The 23,854-nt window shown below is 66.3% G+C and carries 19 protein-coding genes and 1 pseudogene; 14 read left to right on the forward strand and 6 right to left on the reverse strand.

The window, feature by feature from the left end; genetic code table 11:
- The first annotated feature begins 64 nt into the window (after nt 1-64).
- Nucleotides 65-1,057, forward strand: a complete 993-nt coding sequence (locus C493_RS14335) for an MBL fold metallo-hydrolase (RefSeq protein ID WP_007260177.1) — start codon at nt 65-67, stop codon at nt 1,055-1,057.
- A gap of 434 nt (nt 1,058-1,491) precedes the next feature.
- Here C493_RS14335 and C493_RS14340 read toward each other — a convergent pair whose 3' ends face one another.
- Entirely contained in the window at nt 1,492-2,445 is a 954-nt protein-coding gene (locus C493_RS14340; protein ID WP_007260178.1) for an AAA family ATPase, read from the reverse strand.
- Nucleotides 2,446-2,677: 232 nt separating this feature from the next.
- On the opposite strand from C493_RS14340, the pseudogene C493_RS14345 reads away from it, so the two are divergent.
- From C493_RS14345 to C493_RS14360, 4 genes and pseudogenes are all read left to right on the forward strand, one after another.
- Nucleotides 2,678-3,166: pseudogene (locus tag C493_RS14345) on the forward strand (Tfx family DNA-binding protein); the annotation flags it as partial.
- A 115-nt stretch (nt 3,167-3,281) separates the two neighbouring features.
- Nucleotides 3,282-4,040 (forward strand): hypothetical protein, encoded by a 759-nt coding sequence (locus C493_RS14350; RefSeq protein ID WP_007260180.1) that lies wholly within the window; start codon nt 3,282-3,284, stop codon nt 4,038-4,040.
- Nucleotides 4,041-4,191: 151 nt separating this feature from the next.
- A complete protein-coding gene (locus C493_RS14355; RefSeq protein WP_007260181.1) occupies nt 4,192-6,237 on the forward strand; it encodes a bacterio-opsin activator domain-containing protein in 2,046 nt (681 codons plus the stop codon).
- A 107-nt stretch (nt 6,238-6,344) separates the two neighbouring features.
- Nucleotides 6,345-7,283: an HFX_2341 family transcriptional regulator gene (locus tag C493_RS14360; protein WP_007260182.1), complete on the forward strand. Its 939-nt coding sequence runs from the start codon at nt 6,345-6,347 to the stop codon at nt 7,281-7,283.
- A 3-nt stretch (nt 7,284-7,286) separates the two neighbouring features.
- Here the strand turns inward: C493_RS14360 and C493_RS14365 are convergent, their stop codons facing one another.
- The 3 genes from C493_RS14365 to C493_RS14375 all read right to left on the reverse strand — a co-directional run bounded on the left by C493_RS14365 (nt 7,287) and on the right by C493_RS14375 (nt 11,442).
- The gene (locus C493_RS14365) at nt 7,287-8,210 is read right to left on the reverse strand and encodes a TIGR03571 family LLM class oxidoreductase (RefSeq protein ID WP_007260183.1); all 924 of its coding nucleotides are present in this window, start codon (nt 8,208-8,210) and stop codon (nt 7,287-7,289) included.
- Nucleotides 8,211-8,299: 89 nt separating this feature from the next.
- Nucleotides 8,300-9,361 carry a zinc-binding metallopeptidase family protein gene (locus C493_RS14370; protein ID WP_007260184.1) on the reverse strand — a complete coding sequence of 354 codons (1,062 nt, stop codon included), beginning with the start codon at nt 9,359-9,361 and terminating at the stop codon, nt 8,300-8,302.
- Between the two features lie 122 nt (nt 9,362-9,483).
- Nucleotides 9,484-11,442 (reverse strand): aconitate hydratase, encoded by a 1,959-nt coding sequence (locus tag C493_RS14375; protein ID WP_007260185.1) that lies wholly within the window; start codon nt 11,440-11,442, stop codon nt 9,484-9,486.
- A gap of 312 nt (nt 11,443-11,754) precedes the next feature.
- Between C493_RS14375 and C493_RS14380 the strand changes: the two genes are divergently transcribed.
- The 6 genes from C493_RS14380 (at nt 11,755) to C493_RS14405 (ending at nt 15,739) form a co-directional block, all read left to right on the forward strand.
- On the forward strand, nt 11,755-12,237 hold the full coding sequence (locus C493_RS14380; RefSeq protein WP_007260186.1) for a deoxyuridine 5'-triphosphate nucleotidohydrolase: 483 nt from the start codon (nt 11,755-11,757) through the stop codon (nt 12,235-12,237).
- Between the two features lie 108 nt (nt 12,238-12,345).
- Nucleotides 12,346-12,900 carry a hypothetical protein gene (locus C493_RS14385; RefSeq protein ID WP_049889379.1) on the forward strand — a complete coding sequence of 185 codons (555 nt, stop codon included), beginning with the start codon at nt 12,346-12,348 and terminating at the stop codon, nt 12,898-12,900.
- Between the two features lie 85 nt (nt 12,901-12,985).
- A complete protein-coding gene (locus C493_RS14390) occupies nt 12,986-13,447 on the forward strand; it encodes a CopD family protein (protein ID WP_007260188.1) in 462 nt (153 codons plus the stop codon).
- Nucleotides 13,448-13,599: 152 nt separating this feature from the next.
- The gene (locus C493_RS14395; protein WP_007260189.1) at nt 13,600-14,037 is read left to right on the forward strand and encodes a hypothetical protein; all 438 of its coding nucleotides are present in this window, start codon (nt 13,600-13,602) and stop codon (nt 14,035-14,037) included.
- 294 nt (nt 14,038-14,331) lie between these two features.
- Nucleotides 14,332-15,231: a phosphogluconate dehydrogenase (NAD(+)-dependent, decarboxylating) gene (gene gnd / locus C493_RS14400; RefSeq protein ID WP_007260190.1), complete on the forward strand. Its 900-nt coding sequence runs from the start codon at nt 14,332-14,334 to the stop codon at nt 15,229-15,231.
- 205 nt (nt 15,232-15,436) lie between these two features.
- Nucleotides 15,437-15,739, forward strand: a complete 303-nt coding sequence (locus C493_RS14405; RefSeq protein WP_007260191.1) for a HalOD1 output domain-containing protein — start codon at nt 15,437-15,439, stop codon at nt 15,737-15,739.
- An 87-nt stretch (nt 15,740-15,826) separates the two neighbouring features.
- Here C493_RS14405 and C493_RS14410 read toward each other — a convergent pair whose 3' ends face one another.
- Nucleotides 15,827-17,485, reverse strand: a complete 1,659-nt coding sequence (locus tag C493_RS14410; RefSeq protein ID WP_007260192.1) for a hypothetical protein — start codon at nt 17,483-17,485, stop codon at nt 15,827-15,829.
- Nucleotides 17,486-17,678: 193 nt separating this feature from the next.
- On the opposite strand from C493_RS14410, the gene C493_RS14415 reads away from it, so the two are divergent.
- The 3 genes from C493_RS14415 to C493_RS14425 all read left to right on the forward strand — a co-directional run bounded on the left by C493_RS14415 (nt 17,679) and on the right by C493_RS14425 (nt 22,801).
- Nucleotides 17,679-20,723, forward strand: coding sequence for a PAS domain-containing sensor histidine kinase (locus tag C493_RS14415; protein WP_007260193.1), 3,045 nt, complete (start codon nt 17,679-17,681; stop codon nt 20,721-20,723).
- A gap of 582 nt (nt 20,724-21,305) precedes the next feature.
- Nucleotides 21,306-21,776: a hypothetical protein gene (locus C493_RS14420; protein WP_007260194.1), complete on the forward strand. Its 471-nt coding sequence runs from the start codon at nt 21,306-21,308 to the stop codon at nt 21,774-21,776.
- 140 nt (nt 21,777-21,916) lie between these two features.
- Nucleotides 21,917-22,801 carry a hypothetical protein gene (locus C493_RS14425; protein WP_152421167.1) on the forward strand — a complete coding sequence of 295 codons (885 nt, stop codon included), beginning with the start codon at nt 21,917-21,919 and terminating at the stop codon, nt 22,799-22,801.
- A gap of 409 nt (nt 22,802-23,210) precedes the next feature.
- On the opposite strand, the gene C493_RS14430 is transcribed toward C493_RS14425, so the two are convergent.
- Nucleotides 23,211-23,564 (reverse strand): hypothetical protein, encoded by a 354-nt coding sequence (locus tag C493_RS14430; protein WP_007260196.1) that lies wholly within the window; start codon nt 23,562-23,564, stop codon nt 23,211-23,213.
- Nucleotides 23,565-23,854: the final 290 nt, after the last annotated feature.

Below are 23,854 nucleotides of genomic sequence, written 5' to 3' on the forward strand. Positions count from 1 at the left end.
CGCGATCAGGCGTTGACTTCCGCGGACCGAAGCGTTTTGTCAGTCCACCGTGTCTACCGGTACCATGGAACGACTTTCGTTGTCGAACTCTGCGTTCGAAGGGGACAACAACACCTACCTCTTCGCTGACGAGCGGGAGGTAACCATGATCGATACCGGCGACGGCATGCCGGGAACGCGCGAGCAACTCGAGTCGGCCTTCGCGGAGCGCGGCCTCACGTTCGCCGACGTCGACCGGATCTTTCTCACCCACTGGCACGGCGACCACACCGGGCTGGCTGGCGAGATTCAGTCCGAAAGCGGCGCCGAGGTCTACGTCCACGAATCGGACGCGCCGCTCGTCGAGGACGACGAGGACGCTTGGGCGGCGATGCACGACCGGCAGGAACAGTACTTCGAGGAGTGGGGGATGCCGGAGGCCAAGCGGGAGGTCCTCCGGGAGCGGATGGCCGGCAGCGAGACGTCGAACGCGACCCCAACCGTGACGACGTTCGAGGGCGGCGAGACGTTCTCGGTCGGCGACCGCGACCTCGAGGTCGTCCACGCCTCGGGCCACGCCGCGGGACTCAGCATGTTCGAGACGACCATCGACGGCGAGGACGCGGTCTTCTCCGGCGACGCGCTCCTCCCGGTCTACACGCCGAACGTCGGCGGCGCCGACGTCCGCGTCGACCACCCGCTCGAGAAGTATCTGCGGGCCCTCCAGCGCATCGTCGACGCCGACTACGACCGCGCGTGGCCGGGCCACCGCGATCCGATCGCGGAGCCGGCCGCCCGCGCCCAGCACATCATCGACCACCACGAGGAACGATCCTGGCGCGTCCTCGACGCGCTCGATCGAAAGGGGCCCTGTAACACCTGGACCGTCAGCGACGACCTCTTCGGCGACCTCGAGAGCATCCACATCCTCCACGGGCCCGGCGAATCGTACGCCCACCTCGAGCACCTGGAACGGGCGGGGACGGTCGTCCGCGAGGGCGACGAGTATCGGCTGGCCGACGGCGTCGCGGACGAACTCGCCGCGGCGGACGAAGAACGCTGGGAACTCGAGTACTGAGTCGTTCCCGGCGTCGGAGCCGCCTCGCTCGGCGCCGTCACCGTCTCCGTCGCGATATGACGGTTCGTCTCGACAGCGACGCGTCATCGCACGTCGTAGTGCTATCGACGCATCGCTCGAGTAGAAGTGGACGCTCGACTCCGAAAGAGCACCCCCCAAGGTGACTCTCGTTCCCACGAGGGGAACTTCGCGACGTGAGGCACGGAGCACGTGTCACGGACACTGCACTTCGTGGCGCACTGTTCGCGCGGGTGCAGCTTCCACAAACCAGTTGATATAGCTACTGGTTAGCGAAGAAATCGAGAGACGACGATGAGGTAGGGTATCGAAACGCGTCGTCGCAATCGCGTCTCGTACGGGTTACTGTCCGTCAGGTCCGGCGCACCCGCGACCCGGGCGGCGGTTGTGCCGGGACATCGGGACAGCAATCCGTCTCAGTCGTCCATCGACGGGACCGGCACGCTCTCGAGCGCACTCTCGACGACCGTCCGCGGATCGACGCCGCGGACGTCGGCCTCCGTCGTCAGGACGAGCCGATGGTCCAACACGGGGTGGACGACCGCGCGGACGTCCTCTGGGGCGACGTAGTCGCGCCCGGAGAGCGTCGCGCGGGCGCGACTCGCCTCGAAGAGCCGCTGGAGACCGCGCGGCGAGATGCCGACGTCGACGCGCTCGTCGTCGCGCGTCGCCCGACAGACGTCGACGAGGTACTCCCGGATCGGGGGCTCGACGGCGACCGTTTCGGGTACCGACTGCAGGTCGAGGACCGACTCGCGGTCGACGACGCTGCCGACCGTCGGCGTCCGCGAGTCGCGACTCGCCCGCCGGTCCAGCAACTCGAGGTCGCCCGCGCGATCCGGATATCCCATCTTCGTTTTGACCATGAAGCGGTCGACCTGCGCCTCCGGCAGCGGGAAGGTCCCCTCCTGTTCGACGGGGTTCTGCGTCGCGATGACGAAAAACGGGTCGGGCAGGTCGCGCGTCTCCCCGCCGATCGAGACCTGGCCTTCGCCCATCGCCTCGAGCAGCGCCGCTTGTGTCTTCGGCGGCGCGCGGTTGATTTCGTCGGCCAGGACGACGTTCGCGAAGATCGGTCCGGCCTCGAAGGAGAACTCGCCGGCGTGTTCGTCGTAAACGTGCGTTCCGGTGATATCGGCCGGCAGCAGGTCCGGCGTGAACTGGATCCGGGCGAACTCGAGGTCGAGCGCGGTCGCCAGCGTCCGCGCGGTCAGCGTCTTCCCCGTTCCGGGAACGTCCTCGAGCAGGACGTGTCCCTGCCCGACGACGGCGGTCAGAATCGTTTCGAACAGCTCCCGTTCCCCGATGACGGCGCTCCCGATTGCCTCGAGGACGCCCTCGCAGGTCCTCGCGGCCTCGTCGACGTTCATGGCCGATGACAGTCACGGAACCGATATATACCGTTCGGCCGTCGGTCGCCCGTGACGCGAGGTCCGGCGAGCGGTCGGACCGGGGGAGCTTTGATCCCGGCGGCGTTTCACACTGGTATATGGGTGTTCGCGAGATCGGCTGCGGCAGGGNTCCGGTTCGGATACGGACTCGGGATCGAGCGCGCGTTCGAACCCGCGTTCGCACTCGAGTTCTAATTTCCCTTCGGAGGCGGTCGCGATGATCGACGACGTCGAGGAGTTGCTCGAGGAGATCGGCTTCGACGACGAGACGAGCGTGCTCACGCACCGACAGGCGCAGGTGCTGGCGCTGCGCGAACGCGACGTCTCCCAGGCCGACATCGCGGACGCGCTGGGGACCTCGCGGGCGAACGTCTCGTCGATCGAGTCGAGCGCGCGCGAGAATCTGGAGAAAGCCCGCGAGACGGTCGCCTTCGCGGAGGCGCTGCGAGCGCCGGTCCGCGTGCGCGTTCCGGCCGGAACCGACCTGTACGACGTTCCACAGCAGGTGTACGACGCCTGCGACGAACAGGGCGTCAAGGTCGACCACACCGCACCGGATCTGATGAAGATCGTCAGCGACGCCGCCGGGTCCGCCGTGAGAGGACGACAGATCTCGACGCCGCTGATCGTCGGCGTTACCTCCGACGGCATGGTTCGGGTTCGCCACCAGGACCGCAGCTCCGAACAGGGGAACCGGTAGCACCGACGAGCGTATCGTCGGTGTTCGTCGCTCCGTCGGGTGTGAGTACGGGACCTGGTTCTCGAACTTGAACGAACCGGCAGACCGAAAGGCACCGCCGCTGTAGACGGAAGCGATGACTGCCAACCTGCCGGAATCGCTGGCCGATTCGTGGCGAGCCAAGGGGAACCGGACCGGCGAATCGAGCGTTCTTCTGGCGTCGATTACGGCCGAAACGACCGTCTTCGAGCCGACCGACCCCGCCGACGGCCTCGAGGCGGCAGCCGGCAGCGAGATCCCGGTTCGATCGCTGTTCACGGTCGATCTCTCGATCTCGCCGTCGCTGTCGAGTCTGGGGATCGATCCCGACTCGGCCCTCGAGAAGGCCGCGCCGAAGGCCCGGTCGCAGTTCGTTGACACCCTCGAGAGCGAGGGACTGCGCGTCGACGAGACGCGCAACACCCTCGAGTTCGAGGCCGCGAACGGAAACGAGGGAGTCTGGTTCGTCTTCGACGTCGCCTATCCGCTCGCGACCGCGGTCGACGAGGCAGACGACACCGGAGCCGACGAAAACGAATCCGCGGAGCCGCCTCGAATCGACGCCGAAGGCCACATCGCCGTCTGGCCGCTCGAGTCGACGCTCGGCATGGCCGGCGGCGTGTTGCCGCTCGAGGGACTCGACGCGGCGTCCGTCGGTGCAGTCGACGGCGCGGCCGGCGCGGACGAGACGCCGGTCGCAAACGGTGGCGTTCCGGCGGCGGACGACGACGTCGTTCCGGCTTTCGACGTCGACCCGGAGCGGGATCGGGAGACGATCGCGTCGCTGGTTCGGACGATCGAACCCGTCGCCGCGGACTCGACGGACGCCGACGGCGACGAGAACGAGGACGAGTAGGTCGACGCAGTCGCCGAAATCTGCGCTTTCTTTCGGCTCGAGTCGACGCGAACGTGATCCATGCGGCTATCGGGGGGACAACGATGGTTGTCACCACTGGAAATACTGCGTTACTCGCCGGGCTTATGCGGCCGGACGGTGGGATAGACCCATGGGTGATACGCGCCGATCGACGGATCGTGGAGCGCCAGCGGCGGACGACGGCCCCGGCTTTTCGGCCGCGGCCGAGCGGATCTCCGATCCGTGCTACGCGCTCGATACCGACCTCGCGTACACGTACGTTTCGGACCGAGTACGGACGCTCCTCGAGCAGGACTGCGGTGACGGTGGCGAGAAACGAGACGACGACGACGCGAGCGCCGCGACCGAAGCGGCCGACGAGGGAACCCAGGAGACCGCGGGCACGACGGCGACCGCTCCCGACCGCCTCGATGCGCTCTTTCGCGACGCCCACGAGCGAGCGAACGAGCGCGGCGAACCGCTGACTGCCGCGGCGTTCGACGAGCCGACGGACACCTGGATCGAAGCCCGGTGTTACCCCGACGAGACGGGGATGACGGTGCTTTGTCGCGAGATTTCCGGTCGTCGGGAGCGCGAGCGGGAACTCGAGGCCGACGTAGGGCGACTGCGGGCGATCTTCGAGAACGCACACGACGCGATCGTCGTCGGGAACGAACGCGAGATTACGGCGGCCAACCCGGCGGCGACCGATCTGTTCGGCCTCGAGTACGCGGCGCTGACGGGGCGCTCGCTCAAGGAATTCATCGGCGACGACCACGACATCGGCTCGAACTGGGACGAGTTCGTCGAGCGCGGCCGCCACCGCGGCTCGTTCTCGGTCAGCCGTCCCGACGGCAGCGAGCGGATCGTCGAGTACACCGCCGTCGCCAACGTGTTGCCGGATACACACCTTGCGATCCTCCGGGACGTGACCGAGGCGCGGCTGCGCGAGCGCGAACTCGAGGCCCAGCGGGCCCGGCTGGCGGCGCTCAACCACGTCAACGGCGTCGTCCGAGAGATCAACGACGCGATCGTCAGCGGTTCGACGCGAGCCCAACTCGAGGCGGCGGCCTGCGAGTCGCTCGCCGACTCGCCGTCCTACGAGTTCGCGTTCGTCGCGGACGCCGACGCGCGGGCGCAGACGATCACCCACCGCGTCGAGGCGGGCGTCGACGGCTACGTCGACTCGATTCCGCTGTCGATCGACCCCGACGACCCCGCCGGGCGGGGGCCGGCCGGGACCGCAATCCGCACGGGCGAGGTACAGGTCTCGCCCGACGTCTTCGCAGACCCCGACTTCGAGCCCTGGCGCACCGACGCCCGCGAGCGCGGCTATCGGGCGGCTGCGGCGATTCCGATCACCCACGACGGCGCGTTGTACGGCGTTCTCGGCGTCACGAGCGCGCGCCGGAACGCCTTCACGGACGAGGAACGCGACGTCGTCGGTCAACTCGGCGAGATTCTCGGCCACGCGATCGCCGCCGTCGAGCGAAAGCGCGTCCTGCTCGGCGACGAGCTGACCGAACTCGAACTCGTCCTCGAGGACGCCGTCGAGATGGTCGACGGGCCCGAGATGGACGACCACACGGTCCAGTTCGATCGGGTCGTTCGGGTCGACGACGATCGCTACCTCGAGTTCGGCACGACGGCCGCCGAGACGATCCCGCGACTCGAGTCGCTCGTCGAGTGCGTGCCCCACTGGGAGGATCTCGACGTCGTCGAGCGCTCGGCCGGCGACGTCACGTTCGAACTGACGATCGACTCGCCGCCGCTGTTCGGGACGATCGACGCCCACGGCGGCTACGTCGAGGCGGCGGCCCTCCGCGGCGGCGACTACACGGTGACGGTTCACCTCCCGCGAGGAACGGACGTTCGCGACGTCGTCGACGAGATCACCGCGGTCTATCCGAACGCTCGGACGGTCGCCCGCCGGCAACTCGCGGCCGCACCGGAATCGCTCGAACAGGTTCGCACGCGCCTGTCGGACTCGCTGACCGACCGCCAACGAACCGCCCTCGAGCTGGCCTACTACGGCGGCTACTTCGCGTGGCCGCGCAGTAACTCCGGCGAGGAGCTCGCCGACTCGATGAGCGTCTCGCCGCCGACGTTCCACGAACACCTCAGAGAGGCCCAGCGAAAGCTCACAGCGGCGTTTATCGATGGGTCGCAGCGGGCGGCGACGACCGACGGCGAGTGACGTACTCGGCGGGACCGGGACCACCGTCTCCTCGCGATCGAGCGGGCGGCCATCACGACGGCGGCGATCTCCCGGGTTTGATTACGTCGCCGTTCCTCGGTCCACACATGCAAACGCACATCGTTCCGGTCGGTTTCGACTACGACCGGCTGATCGCGCCGCTCGTGCGCGATCAGATCGACGTCGACAGCGTCATCCTGCTCGAGGGTGCCGTCGGCAGCGAGGCCAACGTCGAGTACTCCCGGCACCTCTCGGAGAAACTCGAGACCGACTTCCGAAACCTGCTCGGGGCGAGCACGGAGCGGTTCGTCCTCTCGGACGTCTACGACTACGACGCGGCCTTCGAGCAGGCTTACGATCTCATCACGGCCGAACTCGACGCCGGTAACGAGGTCTGGGTCAACATCGCCGCGATGCCCCGAACCGTCAGCTTCGCGTTCGCCAACGCCGCCCACTCGCTGATGCTCGAGCGCGAAGAGGATCGCGAAGGAATTCACACCTACTACACGGCCCCCGAAAAGTACCTCGAGACCGAACTCGCCGAGGAGTTGCGAGAGCAGATCGCCCTGCTCGAGGACCTGGGGGCCGACGGTACCGGGACCGACGACGAACGCGGGATCGAGACCGACGGCATCGACGGCGAGCGCCTCGAGCGCCGCCTCGAGAGCGCCCGGGACCTCCTCTCGGAGTTCGACGAGCGCGGGACGACGATCGGCGCCAAGGAGATCGACGGCAGCCACATCGTCGAACTGCCGGTCGCCTCCTTCTCGAACGTCAAACCGTTCGAGGAACTCATCCTCTACAAGTTAGGCGAGGACGGCGAGTTCGCCTCCGTCTCCGAACTCGCGGAGTCGCTGGCCCGGGAACTCAACGAGGAGTACACCGACAGCTTCCGCTCGAAGGTGATCTACAACGTCGATCGGCTCGGTCCGGGCGGAAAGGGCTACATCGAACGCGAGGAACACGGGAAATCCTACCGGACTCGGCTCTCGCGGATCGGCGAGCTGTGGGTGCGTGCGCACTCGGACGACTCGAGCGCGCAGTAGTTCTCACAGCTTCGCCGCGATCTCGTCGGCGAACGTCGACAGCGCCGCCGTCCGATCCTCGTTTTGTATCCCGACGATCGCGTGGTCGAGTCCGTACCCCTCGAGTCGCCGGAAGTACTCTCGGAACCACTCGATCCCGGCGTGAAACCCCAAATGCAGCGGTTCGGGCCCGGCCGTCGGATCGTCGGCCAACTCGACCCGGATCGCGATGGCGAACGGTTTCTCGCCCGCTCGCTCTCGCCAGTCCGCGAGGTAGCTCTCGAGGGTCGACTCCGGCAGGTGGTAGAACAGCCAGCCGTCGCCGTTCGCGGCGATCCACTCGTCAGACTGTCGGGAGTTGCCGGTCGGGAGCAGCGGAATCGTCTCCGCGGTCGGCTTGGGAACGACGTCGAGGTCACCCTCGAGGCGACCCCACTCGCCTTCGAGTTCGGGGTATTCCTCGCGCCAGCACGCCCGAATCGCCTCGAAACGCTCGCGAAAGCGGCGGCCTCGATTCTCGCGGTCGACGTCGAAGGCGTCGAACTCGGGGTCGCGGTCGCCCGAGGCGACCCCCATCACGAGTCGGCCGTCGGAGAGTCGATCGACGGTAGCCGCCGATTTCGCGACGTGGATGGGATGGCGGAGGGTGAGCACGATGCTCGAGGTCCCCAGCGCGATGTCGTCGGTGTGGGCGGCGACCTGCGAGAGCCACGGCCAGGCGTCGAACGTCTGACCCGCGTCGCCGAACTTCGGCCAGTAGGTCGGCACGTCTCGTACCCAGAGGCCGTCGAAGCCGACCGATTCGGCGTGTCGTGCGAGCCGGATCTCCTCGGCGACGTCCGGCGTCGAGCGGTTCGCTCCCGTCAGCGGAAAGCCGACGCCGAAAGAGAGGCCGTCGTCGTCGAACAGTCGTCGGTAGCCCGCGTTTTCGTGTCCACGAGTCGGCATTCGCTCGAGCTATCGGCTCCGGGCGGATGTCGGTACCGGTTCCGATCTCGTTTCGGTTCTGGTCCGGGTCCACTCTCGAGCGCCGGTGCTCAGATCTCGACGGCGAACGGCGCGAACTCGGCGGCGCGGCTCGCGAAGCCGCCGAGCAGCGTCGCCACGTCCTCGAGATCGTCGGTGTCGATCACCTCGACGGGTGTGTGCATGTACCGGTTCGGAACGGAGACGACCTGCGAGGGGATCCCGCCGGCCGCGGTGAAAAAGCCGTCCGCATCCGTCCCCGTCCCGAGGCCGAGCGCCTCGATCTGGACGTCGACGTCGCGGTCGGTCGCGACCGACTGCAGCGCCTCGAACAGCACCGGGTGGTTCGTACTCCCCCGGCCGAGCGCCGGTCCCGCGCCGAGTTCCATCCGGCTCGTCTTCTCGCTCGGCGCCGACGGGTAGTCGACGGCGTGACCGACGTCGACGACGACGACGGCGTCGGGATCGAGGTCGAAGCCGACCATCTGCGCGCCCTTGACGCCGACTTCCTCCTGGACGGTCGAGACGGCGTAGACGGTCGCCTCGGCGTCGTTCTCGACCGCCGTTCGGAACCCTTCGGCGGCGGCCCACGTCCCGACGCGGTTGTCGATCCCGCGGGCGGCCAGCCGGGTCTCCGAGAGCCAGGAGACCGTCGACGAGAACGTGATCGGGTCACCGATCTCAAGGCGCTCTTTCACTTCGTCCTCGCTTTCGGCACCGATATCGATCCAGAGATCCGAGACGTCGGGGCTCTCACCGTCCTCTTCCCGGAGGTGGATCGCCGTCTGGCCGATCACGCCCTCGACGGGACCGTCCGCGGCGTGGATCGTCACGTGCTGGCCCTGCGAGACCGACGGATCGCTGCCGCCGATACGCCCCGGCCTGACGAAGCCGTCGTCGTCGATCGATCTGACGAGAAAGCCGATCTCGTCGGCGTGGCCGGCGAGTGCCACCTCGGGCGCGTCGGGGCCTCCCTCGTAGACGGCGACGGCGTTGCCGTAGGCGTCCGTCCGCACGTCGTCTGCGAACTGTTCGACGTACTCGAGCCAGACGCGCTGGCCGCGGGTTTCGTAGCCCGACGGCGAAGGCGTCTCGAGCAGGTCGACGAGCGCGTCGCGTGAGTGTGCGTCCATATCCTCCACTTTGATGCAGCAGATACATAGCGTCGCCGCTACCGGTGGCAGAAAAAACGAAAATCGAAGCGTGGCACGAGCGTCGATCGAATGACCGATGAGTCGGTCAGTCGACGAGTCGATCAGTCGTCGGCGGGCGCGGCGCCGGAGCCGCCTTCGGCCTGCTCTTTCGTCCAGGCGAGCTTGCCACCGGCGGCGAGGATGTCGCGTTCGCGCTCGGAAGCGTCGAGCGTCGCGGTGTACTCCTCGTCACCGACGCGGACGGTGAACTCTTCTTGACCGGAGGTGACGGCCTCGTAGACGTCGTCGACGATTTCGACCTCGTCGCCCTGGTCGATGTCCTCGTAGGTGTCCTCGTCGATCGTCAGCGGGACGATACCGAAGTTAAAGAGGTTCGCGCGGTGGATCCGGGCGAAGCTCTGGGCGAGGACGGCCTCGATGCCGAGGTACATCGGACACATCGCGGCGTGCTCTCGCGAGGAGCCCTGGCCGTAGTTCTCGCCGGCGACGAGGACGCCGCCGTCGGCGTTCTTCGCGCGCTCGGCGAACGTGTCGTCGACCCGGGAGAGAGTAAACTCGGAGAGCTTCTCGATGTTCGACCGGTACATCAGGATGTCCTGCGTCGCAGGAATGATGTGGTCGGTCGTGATGTTGTCCTCCATCTTCAGGTGGACCTCGCCGGCGATGTCCGAGCCGAGTTCGTCACGCAGCGGGACGTCGCCGATGTTCGGGCCCTTGACGAGCTCGTCGTCGACGGCCTCCTCGGGCGTGATGAGGTCGGTCTTCGAGCCGTCGTACTCGTCGGGAAGCTCGACGCCGGGCGCCTCGACGTCGTCGAGGTTGCGCGGGTCGGTGATCTCGCCCTCGATCGCCGCGGCGGCGGCGACCTCCGGCGAACAGAGGTAGACGTTGTCGTCTTCGATACCCGAGCGGCCCTCGAAGTTGCGGTTGAAGGTCCGCAGCGAGACGGAGTCGGAGGCGGGAACGTGACCGATGCCGATACAGGCACCACACGTCGCCTCGGAGAAGTTGACGCCAGCCGCCATCATCTCCGCGACCCAGCCCTCGCGGGCGAGCATCTCGGAGGCCTGCTTGGAGCCGGGCGCGACGATTGCCTCGGTCTTCTTGTTGACCTCGCGGCCCTCGAGCATCTTGGCGACGGGGAGGATGTCCTCGTAGCCGCCGTTCGTACAGGAGCCGACGATGACCTGCTCGACGGACTCGCCCTCGACTTCGCTGACGGGGACGACCTTGTCGGGCATCGACGGCTGGGCGATCAGCGGCTCGAGATCCGAGAGGTCGACGACGATCTCGTCGTCGTACTCGGCGTCGTCGTCGGGCTGAAGCTCGACGTACTCGTCACCGCGGTCGAGGCGCTCGAGGTAGTCTTCGGTCTGCTCGTCGGTCGGGAAGATCGACGAGGTCGCGCCGAGTTCGGTGCCCATGTTCGTGATCGTCATGCGCTCGGGCGCGGTGAGCGACTCGACGCCGGGTCCGGTGTACTCGAGGATCTTGCCGACGCCGCCTTTGACGGAGAGACGGCGCAGGAGCTCGAGGATGACGTCTTTCGCGGTGGCCCACTCGGGGAGTTCACCCTCGAGTCGGACGTTGACGACTTCGGGCATCTCGATGTAGTAGGGAGCGCCGCCCATGGCGACGGTGACGTCGATTCCGCCGGCACCGATTGCGAGTTCACCGAGGCCGCCGGGGGTCGGGGTGTGGCTGTCCGAGCCCAGCAGCGTCTTGCCGGGGGCCGCGAAGTTCTCGCGGTGGACGTTGTGACAGATGCCGTTGCCGGGTCGGGAGAAATACGCGCCGTACTTGCCGGCAGCAGAGCGGAGGAAACGGTGGTCGTCGGTGTTTTTAAAGTCGAACTGGTAGGTCTGGTGGTCGCAGTACTGCGCTGCGATCTCGGTCTGGACCTCGTCCAGTCCCATCGCTTCGAACTGGAGCCAGACCATCGTACCGGTCGTGTCCTGGGTAAGTACCTGGTCGATCTCGATCCCGATTTCCTCGCCGGTCTCGAGTTCGCCCTCGACGAGGTGGTCGTCGAGAATCTTTTCGGTGAGAGTCTGTCCCATAGCACCCGAAACTCGGCTTTCCGTCGTGATAAATCCAGCGTGTTTTGGTGAGGTTTTGGTAGTCCGAAGCGGGAAACGTACCGGGTTTCACGTAAGTTTTGCACCAACGACGGGGGGTGCCGAACGATGAGTCGACGACTGTGGACTCGACTCGGCGTCTCGAGTCGGATCGAGACGAGTCGGCGCGGGCCGCGGCGACGCCGAGCACCTCGAGTCGGGACCTGCCGTGCCTTCCGCTCTCACCCACGCCGGCCGTTCTCTCGGGTGTCGCGAACGGATACGCTTTTCTCGTTGCCGTCGCGTTGTGTCCACATGTTCCGCTCCGGTGCGTTCGTCGCCGAGCACGTCTCGCCGACGACCGACGAGCAGGTCCAGCCAAACGGCGTCGACCTCACCGCAGACGTCGTCTTCGAGCAGCTAGAGCCGGGCCGAATCGGTCGGGACGGCAAACAGATCGGCGACCGCGTCGCTCGCCCCCTCGAGGAACTCGAGCAGAAACACCCCGACACCTACTACCTTCCGCAGGGCGCCTACGTCGTCCGCTACGGCGAGCGAATCCACATCCCGGAGGAACACGTCGGCTTCGTCTACCCGCGATCGTCGCTGCTGCGCAACTCCTGTATGCTGAACACGGCCGTCTGGGACGCCGGCTACGAGGGCCGCGGCGAGGGGCTGTTGCAGGTCCACCACGATATCGAGATCGAACGCGGCGCCCGGATCGCCCAGCTGGTGCTGACCGAAGCCGACCACGAGGACGTCTACGACGGGAGCTATCAGGGCGAGAACCTCGAGTGACCCGAAACGTCCTCGTGTCTCGCGTGCGGACTCGACTCGAGTCTCTGCTGGCGACCGGATCGAACACGCTTTTGCTCGCGTCGCCCTGAAATAGCGTATCCCGTATCCATGATGGCGACGACGCACGTGTTCGCCGGGCTCGCCGTCGTCGCTCCAGTCGCCGCCGTCTACCCCGAGTTCGGGACCGCGCTGGCCGTCGGCGCGATTCTCGGCGGCCTCGCGCCCGATTTCGACCTCGTCGCCGTCCACCGGCGGACGTTTCACTTCCCGCTTCTCGGCGGCGCGGTCGCGCTTCCCGCCGTCGGACTCACCGTGCTGGTTCCCTCGAGTCTCACCGCCGCGCTGGCGGCCGTTGCCGTCGCGGCGTGGGTCCACGCGGCCAGCGACGCGCTCGGGGGCGGGCCGGAGATGGACCCCTGGAACGACCGAACCGAACGGGCGGTCTACGATCACGTCCGCGGTCGGTGGATCCGTCCCCGGCGCTGGATTCGCTACGACGGCGCGCCGGAAGACGCCGCCCTCGCCGTCGCGCTCGCGATTCCGGCGCTGCTCGTCTTCGACGGCTGGATCGCCGGGCTGGTGATCGGCGGGATCGCCCTCTCGCTCGCCTACGCCGCGCTCCGGCGCCGACTGATTCCGTGGCTGCCCGACTGGCTCGAGTGACGGTGGCGTACCGGACTCGAGGGTCGAGTGACCGCCCTCGACGCGAGTCGGAACGCTGATACTCCCACCCGAACAGCAACTCGGTATGGTTGATACGTTCCTCGCCCAGACGGTGCACCTCGTCTTCGCCGCCATCTGGGCCGGCAGCGTCTTCTACGTCGCGTTCGTCATCTTGCCGCTCGCGCGGGACGGCGCGTTCAACTCGACGAAACCGCTCGAGGTAATCTCGGGGAAACTGACGACCATCTCGCGCGTGAGCGCACTCGTACTATTGCTCTCTGGCGGCCACCTCGCCGGAACGGGCTACACCGCCGACAGCCTCTTTGAAACGACGAACGGCCAGCTCGTCCTCGCGATGGTCGCTCTCTGGGCGATTCTGGCAGCGCTCGTCGAGATCGGCGCGAAGCGACTCGAGTCGGGACTCAACGGGAAGAAACTGCGCGAGCCGGCCGACGACGTGCTGTCGCTGTACCGCGTGGCCGCGGTCGTCGGCATCTTGCTGTTCGTGGTCGCCGGCTCGATCTCGAACCTCCCGCGGCTTCTCTGAGTTCGGCTCGCCGAGTTCGCTGCGCTCTCCGATTCTGCCGAGCGTTGCCCGATTCGGATTCCGACGGCGTCGGTCGATTCCGTCGCCCGAACCGCAACGAGATCCGGACATTCTTGCGAAAGATACTTAGTCAGTTACTGTAAGGTACTCGCATGATGATTCGGGGTAAAGAACTGGCGCTCTCGATGCTCGCGGTCGGAACGGCGGCGGCCGTCGGTTACGTGCTTCGCTCGAGCGAGCGGATCGATCGCTCCTCGAAATCGAAAGCCGACCTCGGCGCGCGACTCGTCGACCGAGAGGCGGTTCCCGACGACGCGACCGTCGTCGACGTCACCTCGCAACGACTGGCCGAAATTCCCGGCGCGCGCCGTGCGATCGACCGCGCCGTCCGCAACGACGCGCGCGAGGAGTGGGCGCACGTCACGATCGATCGCGAGGGCGCCTGGTCCGTCGTCGACTCCGTCCGGGGAGCACTCCCCTACTACGAGGGGTCCGACACGGAGTACAACGGCGTCTACGTCCACTACAACGACCAGATCGTGGTTCTCGACGCCATCGGCTGGGCCCGCCTCGAGGAACCCCTTCACTGACGGGTTGGCCGACGTCGGCCGACGGAGCTATTTCGTGATCGGGTTGCTGTTACGGTACTTTTCGGTTCCATTTCAGCCGCCAGACAGTTACCTCGAAGTATAATATATTTGTCTAGTCGGTGGTGGGACGTCCGCACGAACTCGAGGCCGTCGACGACGGCGCGCGGCGGCAGCGAAGCGACGGTCGTCCTCCCGGGCGGGTCGGCGCCGGCGGTCGGATCGTCCGGGTAGCGTGCGATCGCGGCCGCCGGCCAAATCACAACCACTACCACCGAGCCCCGCCGAGTGTGGCCCATGCAACTGGGCGTAATCGGACTCGGACGCATGGGACAGATCGTCGTCGATCGGACGCTCGAGGCGGGCCACGACGTCGTCGCTTTCGACCTCGAGCCGGAGGCCGTCGCGACGGCGGCCGACGCCGGCGCCGACCCGGCCGACTCGATCGCGGATCTGGTCGACCGACTCGGCGAAGAGAAACGCATCTGGCTGATGGTTCCCGCGGGCGAGGCCGTCGACGCGACGCTCGACGAACTCGAGGCCCACCTCGACGGCGAGGACGTCGTCGTCGACGGCGGCAACTCCTACTTCGAGGATTCCGTGCGCCGCGCGGCGGCCTGCCCCGCGGCCTACCTCGACTGCGGAACCTCCGGCGGCCCCGCGGGCGCCGAGCTGGGCTTCTCGCTGATGGTCGGCGGCCCCGAGTGGGCCTACGACGAGGTCGCGCCGGTTTTCGACGCCGTCGCGACCGGCCCCGACGGCCACGAACGCGTCGGTCCCGCCGGCGCGGGCCACTACGTGAAGATGATCCACAACGGCGTCGAGTACGCTTTGATGCAGGCCTACGGCGAAGGGTTCGAACTGCTCCACGAGGGGCGATACGACCTCGATCTAGAGCAGGTGGCCTCCGTCTGGAACAACGGCGCCGTCATCCGCTCGTGGCTGCTCGAGCTCTGCGAGGAGGCGTTCCGCGAGGAAGGGTCGGACCTGGGCGACGTCGCGGACCGCATCGAGGGCGGCTCGACGGGCACCTGGACCGTCCAGGAGGGCCTCGAGCAGGAAGTGCCGCTCCCGCTGATCTACACCGCCCTCTCCGAACGGTTCGGGTCGCGGGCCGACGACGGTCGCTTCTCGCGGCGACTCGCCAGCCGACTGCGCTACGGCTTCGGTCGCCACGAGGTCCCGCGTCGGGAGTGATCGAGCCCCGGACGGTCGCCGCCCGAAGTCTCGACACGTGTCTCCGATAGCGAAACTGGTTTATGGGTAACTCGAGTCGAACCTAATAGGTGCGAAACCCCGGTCAGGAACCGGATTCAGTCCATCTGGACTGTGATTTTCACTGTCTGTCGCGGCGTGAAATATTGGGTCATTTTCTTTACTCCCGCTCCCATCACCGGTAGTTATGAACCACTCGACGACAGTGACGGCGGCAGACGAGCGAGAGCCGAGTATGGCAGTCATCGAACTCGTTGCCACCGCAACCGATACCGATCCGCTGGAACTCGACCCGCTCTACAACGCGATGGATCCCACCGTTCTCGACTCGCTCTCCGAGAGTCCCGGGTTCTCCTCGCTCGAGTTCGAGTACGCCGGTCACACGGTCGTCGTCGAGGGTAACGGGCCCACTCTCGAAATCTCGCTCGAACCCGTCACGATCGGCACGGGCGGGTCGGCCGGCTTCGCCGGCTCCGGCCCGTCTCCTTGACGTCAGGTGTTCTTTTTCGTCTCCCGCCGCTGAGCGGCGGCGCTCTCCCTGGACTCGGGTTTGCTCGACGCTGTCGTACAGCGCCCCTCAGCCGAGCCGATACTCGTCGTACCGCCCGATAGCCAGTCGGGACGCGACGCTCGAGACGACGAGGGCGGCGAGCGCCGTCGTCAGCAGCGAGCCGACCCGAACGGCCTCGCTCGAGAGCCCGATCAACAGCCCGGCGTCGTAGACGAACGGAACGTTGCCGACGACGGCCGGCAGGAGCGTACACGAGGCGATGGCGAAGATCGTCCCAAGGCGACGAAACGGGCTCGAGCCGGTCTCGGCGTACACCGTTATGTCCGTAAAAAACGACGGTACGGGACCGAGTTCGGCGCGGTCGACGGTCAGCTCGACGGCGAGGCCGACCGCGGCGGTACAGCCACAGATCGCGACGCCGGCGACGGCGAGCGCGGCGGTCTCCGCGAGCGTCGGCGGGGCGAGAACGCCGACCGGAACGACGACGGCCGCGACGATCGGCGCACCGACGAGCAACCCTGCAAGCAGCGTGCCGTGGACGTACGTTCGGCCGTCGATCGTCGTCAGTAGCATCGGGAGCCCCTGGTACTCCGTCTCGACCGGCTGGCCGCCGACGGCGATGCCGAGTGCGAGACCGAGCGTCGCGACGAACCACAGGAACAGCGGCGCGCCGAGGATGCCGAAGATCGGTAACAGGATCAGCGCCCCGAACGCGAACGCGTAGGCCGCTACCAACAGCCCGCGGTGGACCCGTCGCTCGGCGAGCCAACACTTCCGGGCGACGGCTCGGACCGGACGGGAGACGCGTCCGCCGAACAGCCGCTCCAGTCGGGGCTCGTCGGTGAGCGTCCGCGAATCGTCGACCACCGACGACCGCGTCGTCTCGCCGTCGCGCACCCAGCTTCGACCGGCGAGGGCCACGGTCGCCGAAACGAACGGAACGACTGCGAAACTGAGCACGGCGAGCGCCGCCAGCGCGTGCGTCGGCTCGGTCGCCGCCCTGACCGATCCGCCGGTCGCGCCCAGTAAGGCGAGATCGACCGGCCACGAGAGCGGCCCGGACTCGAGGGCCGCGAACACGGGTGCCATCGAGTACGACGTGGTGCGGAGGAACAGCCAGCCGCCGAGCAGCGGAAGCCAGCCGAGCGCAACGAGCAGGTCCCGCAGGGTCCGACCGCGACCGCGCGCCAGTCGCCGAGCCGCGAGGTGAGCACCGAGGCGAAGCGCACAGCCGCCGACGATGGCGACCGCCGCGAGCGCGCCGACCGCGAGCGTCGCCGTGAACGCGACCGCCGGCGAACGGAGCCCGATCGCCAGTCCGACCGCGGCGCCGATCGTGGGGGCGGCGAGTGACGCGGCGACTCGCACCGCGACGAATGCCAGCAGGCCGAACGCGGCCGTTCTCTCACTGACGGTCGTCAGCAGGAACTCGGGCCGGATGCGTTCGAATCTGGTGTGAAACGTGCGGCCGCTCCGCCAGGCCGTCGCGACGACGACGACGGCCGCAACGAGGGCCAACTCGCCGCGGGGGATCGATCCAGTTCCGGTTCCAGCGGCGAGTTCCCGACCGAGTGCGTACGCGCCGATCGCGAGCGCGAACGCGACGGCGAGTCGGCTGCCGTGTCGAAGATATCGGAGGCTCCTCGAGTCGTCGACCGCGCGGCGGTGGCGACGGCGCTCGGTGCGGGCGATCCGAACGACGCGTCGGCGGGTATCGTCGGACATCTCGATGTCGCTGTGGCGGTCGGGCCGTTCATTACTGCGTTCTGACTGGAACACTATACCTGTTTGCACGCACGGGCGGCGAATCGATCGAATTCGCCGCCGGCAGCCAGCGGCCGCTCGAGTCGATTCGTGCACGTTCCCATCCACCCGAATCTGGCGAGGAACTTATGCGACTCCACGGTCTTTCGCCTGTATGAGCGAGCGAGCCGGGAGCCGCAATCCCGGATTGTCGGCTGGCGGCGACGAGGCCGTAGACGGCCGACGCTGTCGATCGCTGTTGCAAGCGATAGACGACGGTGTCGTCGTCGCCGACGCCGACCGGCAGGTGACGTTCGCGAACGAACGGGCCGCGACGATTCTCGGCTGCTCTCGTGACGACCTCGTCGAGCGCTCGGCCGACGAGTGCTACCGGGATCCCGTCGACGAACACGGGACGTCTCTCGAGAGTGTCGCGGCGGCGTTCGATCGCGCGTACGACCGTGCGGAACCGGTCCACGACAGGATCATCGGACTCCGACGCCCCGCCGGTGAACGCGTCTGGCTGTCGGTCAACGCGGCACCGCAGCGAACCGAGTGCGGCGACGCCGACGGCGTCGTCTTCGTCTTCGAGGACGTCACGGATCGACGCGAGACCGCGGGCGACCCCGAAGAGATTCTGGGGCGAGTGAGCGACGCTTTCTACGCGCTCGACGAGGAGTTTCGATTTACGTACGTCAACGGCCGGGCCGAGGAGCTGTTGCAGGCGTCGGAAGACGAACTGCTCGGCGAGTCGCTGTGGGAGGCGTATCCGGAAGCCGCCGAGATCGAGTCCGTTCGAGAGGTATTTCGGACGGCGATGGAAACACAGGAGCCACAGGCCTACGAGTGCTACTACGAGCCGCTCGAGATCTGGGTCGAAGCGACCGTTTACCCCTCCGAGACCGGCGTCTCCGCGTACTTCCGAGATATCTCCGAGCGGAAGGAACGCGAGGCCGAGCAACGCGAAATCCGACGCGAACTCGAAGAGAGCGAAGAGCGACGCCGACTCGCGCTCGAGGCCGGCGAGATGGGGACGTGGGAACTCGACCTCCAGACCGATGGCTCGCCCGTCCGTTCGCCACAGCACGATCAAATCTTCGGCTACGAGGAGCCACTCGACGACTGGAGCTTCGAGTCCTTCCTCGAGCACGTCCACCCGGAAGACCGCGACGAGGTCGAGCGGCGCTTCGAGCGGGCCTTCGAGACGGGACGCTGGGCGTTCGAGTGTCGCATCATCCGCGCCGACGGCGAACAGCGAACGATCGAAGCGCAGGGGAAGTTCCACTACGACGACGGCGACCCGGTCCGCGCGGTGGGCGTCGTTCGCGACGTCACCGAACGCAAACGCCACGAGCGTTACCTCGAGGACGCCAAGGCACAGCTCGAGGCGGCGACGGAGGCCGGCGCTGTCGGCACCTGGGAGTGGCACGTTCCGGACGACGAGTTCGTCACCGGCGCCTCCTTCGCCCGGACGTTCGGGGTCGATCCGGCGGCCGCCCGCAGGGGCGTCCCGCTCGAGCGGATCCTGTCGTCGATTCACGAGGCCGACCGCGACCGCGTCGCCGACGCGATCCAGTCGGCGCTCGAACGCTGTGGCGAGTACGAACAGGAGTACCGCGTCCGGAGCGCCGACGGCGACCTCCGATGGGTCGTCGCCCGCGGCCACGTCGAGTGCGACGCGGACGGCGAGCCGGTCCGATTTCCCGGCGCGTTGACCGACATCACCGAGCGAAAGCGGGCCGAACTCGAACTCGAGCGCCAGTCTCGCGAGCTCGAGACGCTGTTTCAGGTGCTCCCGGTCGGCGTCGTCGTGGCGAACGCGAACGGCTCGCTGCGTCGCGCGAACGAGACGGCGACGGAAATCTGGGGCGGCGACGCCTTCGACCTCGAGTCCGTCGAGGACTACGAGCAGTTCTCGGCGACCTGGGCGGAGTCCGGCGAGCCGGTCGAGCCCACCGACTGGACGATGTATCGGGTGCTCCAGGGCGAGTCGGTGACGGAGCCGAATATCTACGAGATCGACGCGTTCGACGGCGAACGGCGGATCATCATGGAACACGGGAAGCCGGTCCGCGACGCCGACGGGAACGTCAGCCGCGCCGTCGTGACGCTCACCGACGTCACCGAGCGCCGGACGTACGAGCGAGCGCTAGAAGAGCACCGACGACAGCTCTCGACGCTGATGGACAACGTCCCCGGAATGGTCTACCGCTGTCGGACCGAAGAGGGGTGGCCGATGGAGTACGTCTCCGACGCCTGTCGCGAACTCACCGGCTACGAACCCGAGGCGGTCGAATCCGGGCGGGTTTCGTACGGCGACGAGATCATGGTCGACGCGGACCGCGAAGCGGTCTGGGAGGAGATACAGGAGATGGGTAACGACGGGGAGACGTTCTCCGTCACCTACCGAATCGAAACCGCCGACGGCGACCGCCGATGGGTCAGGTCGTACGGCCGCGGCGACTTCGAGGACGGCGACCTCGTCGCGCTCGAGGGGATCGTCTCCGATATCACCGACCGAAAGCGACTCGAGGAGGATCTCAAAGCGTCCAACGAGCGTTTGGAGCAGTTCGCCTACGCCGCCAGCCACGACCTGCAGGAACCGCTGCGGATGGTCACGAGCTACCTGCAGTTGCTCGAGTCACGGTACGGCGACGCGTTCGATGAGGACGGCGAGGAGTTCCTCGCGTTCGCACTCGACGGCGCCGAGCGCATGCGCGAGATGATCGACGGCCTGCTCGAGTACTCGCGGGTCGACACGCGGGGTGATTCGTTCGAATCGGTCGCCCTCGACGACGTCGTCGCGGACGTCCGCGAGGACCTCCAGGTCCGAATCGACGAGACCGACGCGGACGTGACCGTCGCGGACCTGCCGCAGGTGCGGGGCGACCCGAGCCAGTTGCGTCAGCTCTTCCAGAACCTACTCGAGAACGCGATCACCTACAGCGGGGACGAGCCGCCGCGACTCGAAGTCGACGCGGAGCGAGTCGGCGACGAGTGGGTTATCTCGGTCGCCGACGACGGCATCGGCATCGATCCGGGCGACGCCGAGCGCGTCTTCGAGGTCTTCCAGCGGTTACACACCCGCGAGGAGTACGACGGGACCGGCATCGGGCTGGCGCTCTGTCGGCGCATCGTCGAACGGCATAGTGGCGAAATCTGGGTCGACTCGGAGCCGGGCGACGGGACGACGTTCCGGTTCACGCTGCCCGTTGTCTGAATCGGTGTTCGGCTTGCGGTCTCGAGTCGGTCGCCTCGGTCGCTCGAACGGGCTAGCCGAGCGTGGGATTCGCGTAGCCGACAGGTGGAACGGGACGATGCTGCTCTCGTGGACGCTAGCAGCAGTTGGTAGTACGGTTTCTTTATTTAGGATTCTCCGTGAAACTCACGGTCAGTAGAGGCGGAGGCGTGTGCACTCACCGCGAGCGAACGGAGTGAGCGAGCGGGCCAAGGAATCCCTCGAAGCCGCGCCAACGGCGCGGCTGAGGGGGTGACGCCGCGCTTTTCATCAACGTTTTGCCGAGTGCGGTCGCGAAGCGACCGCACGCAGAGCAAAAGGTTGGCANGCGCGGCTGAGGGGGTGACGCCGCGCTTTTCATCAACGTTTTGCCGAGTGCGGTCGCGAAGCGACCGCACGCAGAGCAAAAGGTTGGCATGTGTAGTGTTCAGTTGATTCACGTGAACAATTCTCTAGAGAAGAGGATTTCAACAGAGCCGACTCTCGAAATAATGATGGCAATTTGTTGTGATAGCTGTGGATGTGAGAAGACGAACACTGCTGGTAGGACTTACAACAACCGGTGTGGTCGCGCTCGCCGGTTGCGCTGGGGCCGAAGACGATAGCGAGAACGGTAACGATGACAACACTGGTCCAGGCCCGGACGGTGATCAGGACCTGGATCAAGACGAAACCACGATCTCGTATTCAATCGATGACCTGCAGCCACACGATGACGTTCCCGACGAGATTGTTGATCACCCGTCACCAGACGACTTCCGATGGGTCCCCGTCGAGATCACTGTCGAAGACGGAACGATAGACGCAGCCGACATCCACGGGCTCACACAGATCGAGATCGGGGACAGTACCGAAGCGACGCGGGCAGTCAGCGTTGACGGTGACTACTTCGAAACGGGCGACAGTCACGACCTCGAGGCGGGTGTCGAGGCAATCGCGTACTATCGCGTCTCGGCTGACGCCGATGGCGATCCTGAATGGATCACGAATCAACTCGAGAACCAGTACGCCGAGCTCACGATCGAGGCAGAATAGACGCCGCGTGCTGAGTGAAAACTGGAGAAAAGAATCTCTCAGACTGGCGTCGTAGTGTGGCCTATCTCTGATGATTCAACCGTTTCCTGCTAGAACAGCTCCCACAATGCTGATAACAATTTGTTGAGATGGCTGTCTGTATGAGAAGGCGGACATTACTGGCAGGACTCACAGCAACCGGTACGATCGCGGTTGCCGGCTGCACCGGCGCCGAAGACGGCAGTGACGACTCGAGTACAAATGGTGCCGGCGATAGCGACGGAGCAACCACAAACGGCGATGAGAACGGGGGCAATGGAACTGATTATGACACTATCATCGATTACACCACACACGTACAGTCCTCCTCTGGTGAGTATGATCTTCCAGATCCGAGATACGACTGGGATTGGTTGGTGATCGACTTCGAGGTTCTCGAGGGCACTCTCGATATGGAGGATGTCTGGTTCAACGGGCTCGCTGAAACCGAAGAGCGGTATTACACTGTCGCGCCAGTCACGGATCAAGCTGAGTACGGGATCGAAAGTCGCGGATCGATCCGAGAAGGACATCGCGGTGTGATGCTGCACGCTTACCCACCTTCGCCAGGATCAGACGTTTCTGGACCGATGTTTTCGGCGACGGACACAGCAATCGGTGGGGACGGTGTCGGAACGGATGGTCCCTCCGACCTGTATCCACCTGTAACTCTCGAGTACAGCGTCGAAACAGCGCAGAACCCGTCTGTACTCCCTGACGAGTACGCAACGGCAGATGGTGACGAATGGGCAGTTGTGACGATCGACGTCGTCGACGGCGTGTTGAACCTCGAGGATGTTTGGTTTCGAAGCCAGCTGACGACTGCCAGCCGACTGCTCGATTGCGATTCGTACACTCGGTTCGCTGACCGTGGTGTCCGGTCCCGAGGCCTTGTCAAGCCGGGCTACTCGGCAGTCGCCCTCTATCAAGTAGCAGAGGGCGACACTGTCGAAGAATGGGGATATACCGATGATCGCCGGCAAGACGTCACTGTCTCTAAAGCCTAACAGCGCGCGAACTGCGAAAACTAAACGGAAAACGACGGCCTTGTTGAAACCCTCACGAAGTGATAGTTTCCAGTAGCCGTGCTGCATACACACCGCGAATGTCACACTAAGCGTGGCTTGATTTCGAAGGTGGTGATCGCTCAGTGCAGGCGAACCTCTTTTGGCCTCGGGTGCGCTTCGCGCACCGCTCAGCGAAAACCCGTTCATGCCAAAAAGCCGGTCTCGCTCCGCTCGACCGGTGAATCGCGCTCACTACCGGGTCCTTCGGACCGCTCGTTCGCGCGAACGCTCCTGTTCAACTCGCNGCCGGTCTCGCTCCGCTCGACCGGTGAATCGCGCTCACTACCGGGTCCTTCGGACCGCTCGTTCGCGCGAACGCTCCTGTTCAACTCGCGTGGAGCGTGACCGCTCAATACCCGTCTCGGACCTTGTCGATCTGACACTGGACGCAACGATCGTCGGCGAAACAGGAGACGCTGTCGTAGGGGCAGTCGTACTCCTCGACGGCGACGGACTGGCGGCGTTTCTCGCGCTCCCAGACGCGCTCCCAGCGGTCGATGTCCATCTCGGCGGAGGTGAACAAAATCGTGTCGTCGCGGTCGACGATCTTCGCGACCGTCACCGAGTCTCGGTGGGCCTTGACGGCCTCGATCGCCGCTTCGAACGACCCACAACTGCGCTCCTCGACGCCCGTCTCGTCGTCCAGAAGGCGCACCGTGATCGACCCGTCGTACTCCTCCGTCGGCTCGAGGCCGCGGTCCATGGTCGATAGTCGCCGAACGCCGTGAAAAAAGGTCGGGAACGGCGGTCGTAGTGTCCGGAGTAGACCGAGACCAGGGTGCCGCGGCGACTCGAGAGCGCCAGATCGGTCTCGGGGTCCTCGGGCGGGCGGCAGGGAATCGACGCTTCCTGCCCGAACAGTCGGCGCCCCGCCTGTCCGGCCTCGGCACGGATCTCGCGGATGTGGCGCGTGACCTCGCGGCGCGTTTCGGGGTCGACGGCTGCGTGCGTAGTCGGTAACTCGAGACCACCGTACTCGACGGCGACGGGGAG

Source organism: Natronolimnohabitans innermongolicus JCM 12255 (genome assembly GCF_000337215.1).
Lineage (GTDB): Archaea > Halobacteriota > Halobacteria > Halobacteriales > Natrialbaceae > Natronolimnohabitans > Natronolimnohabitans innermongolicus.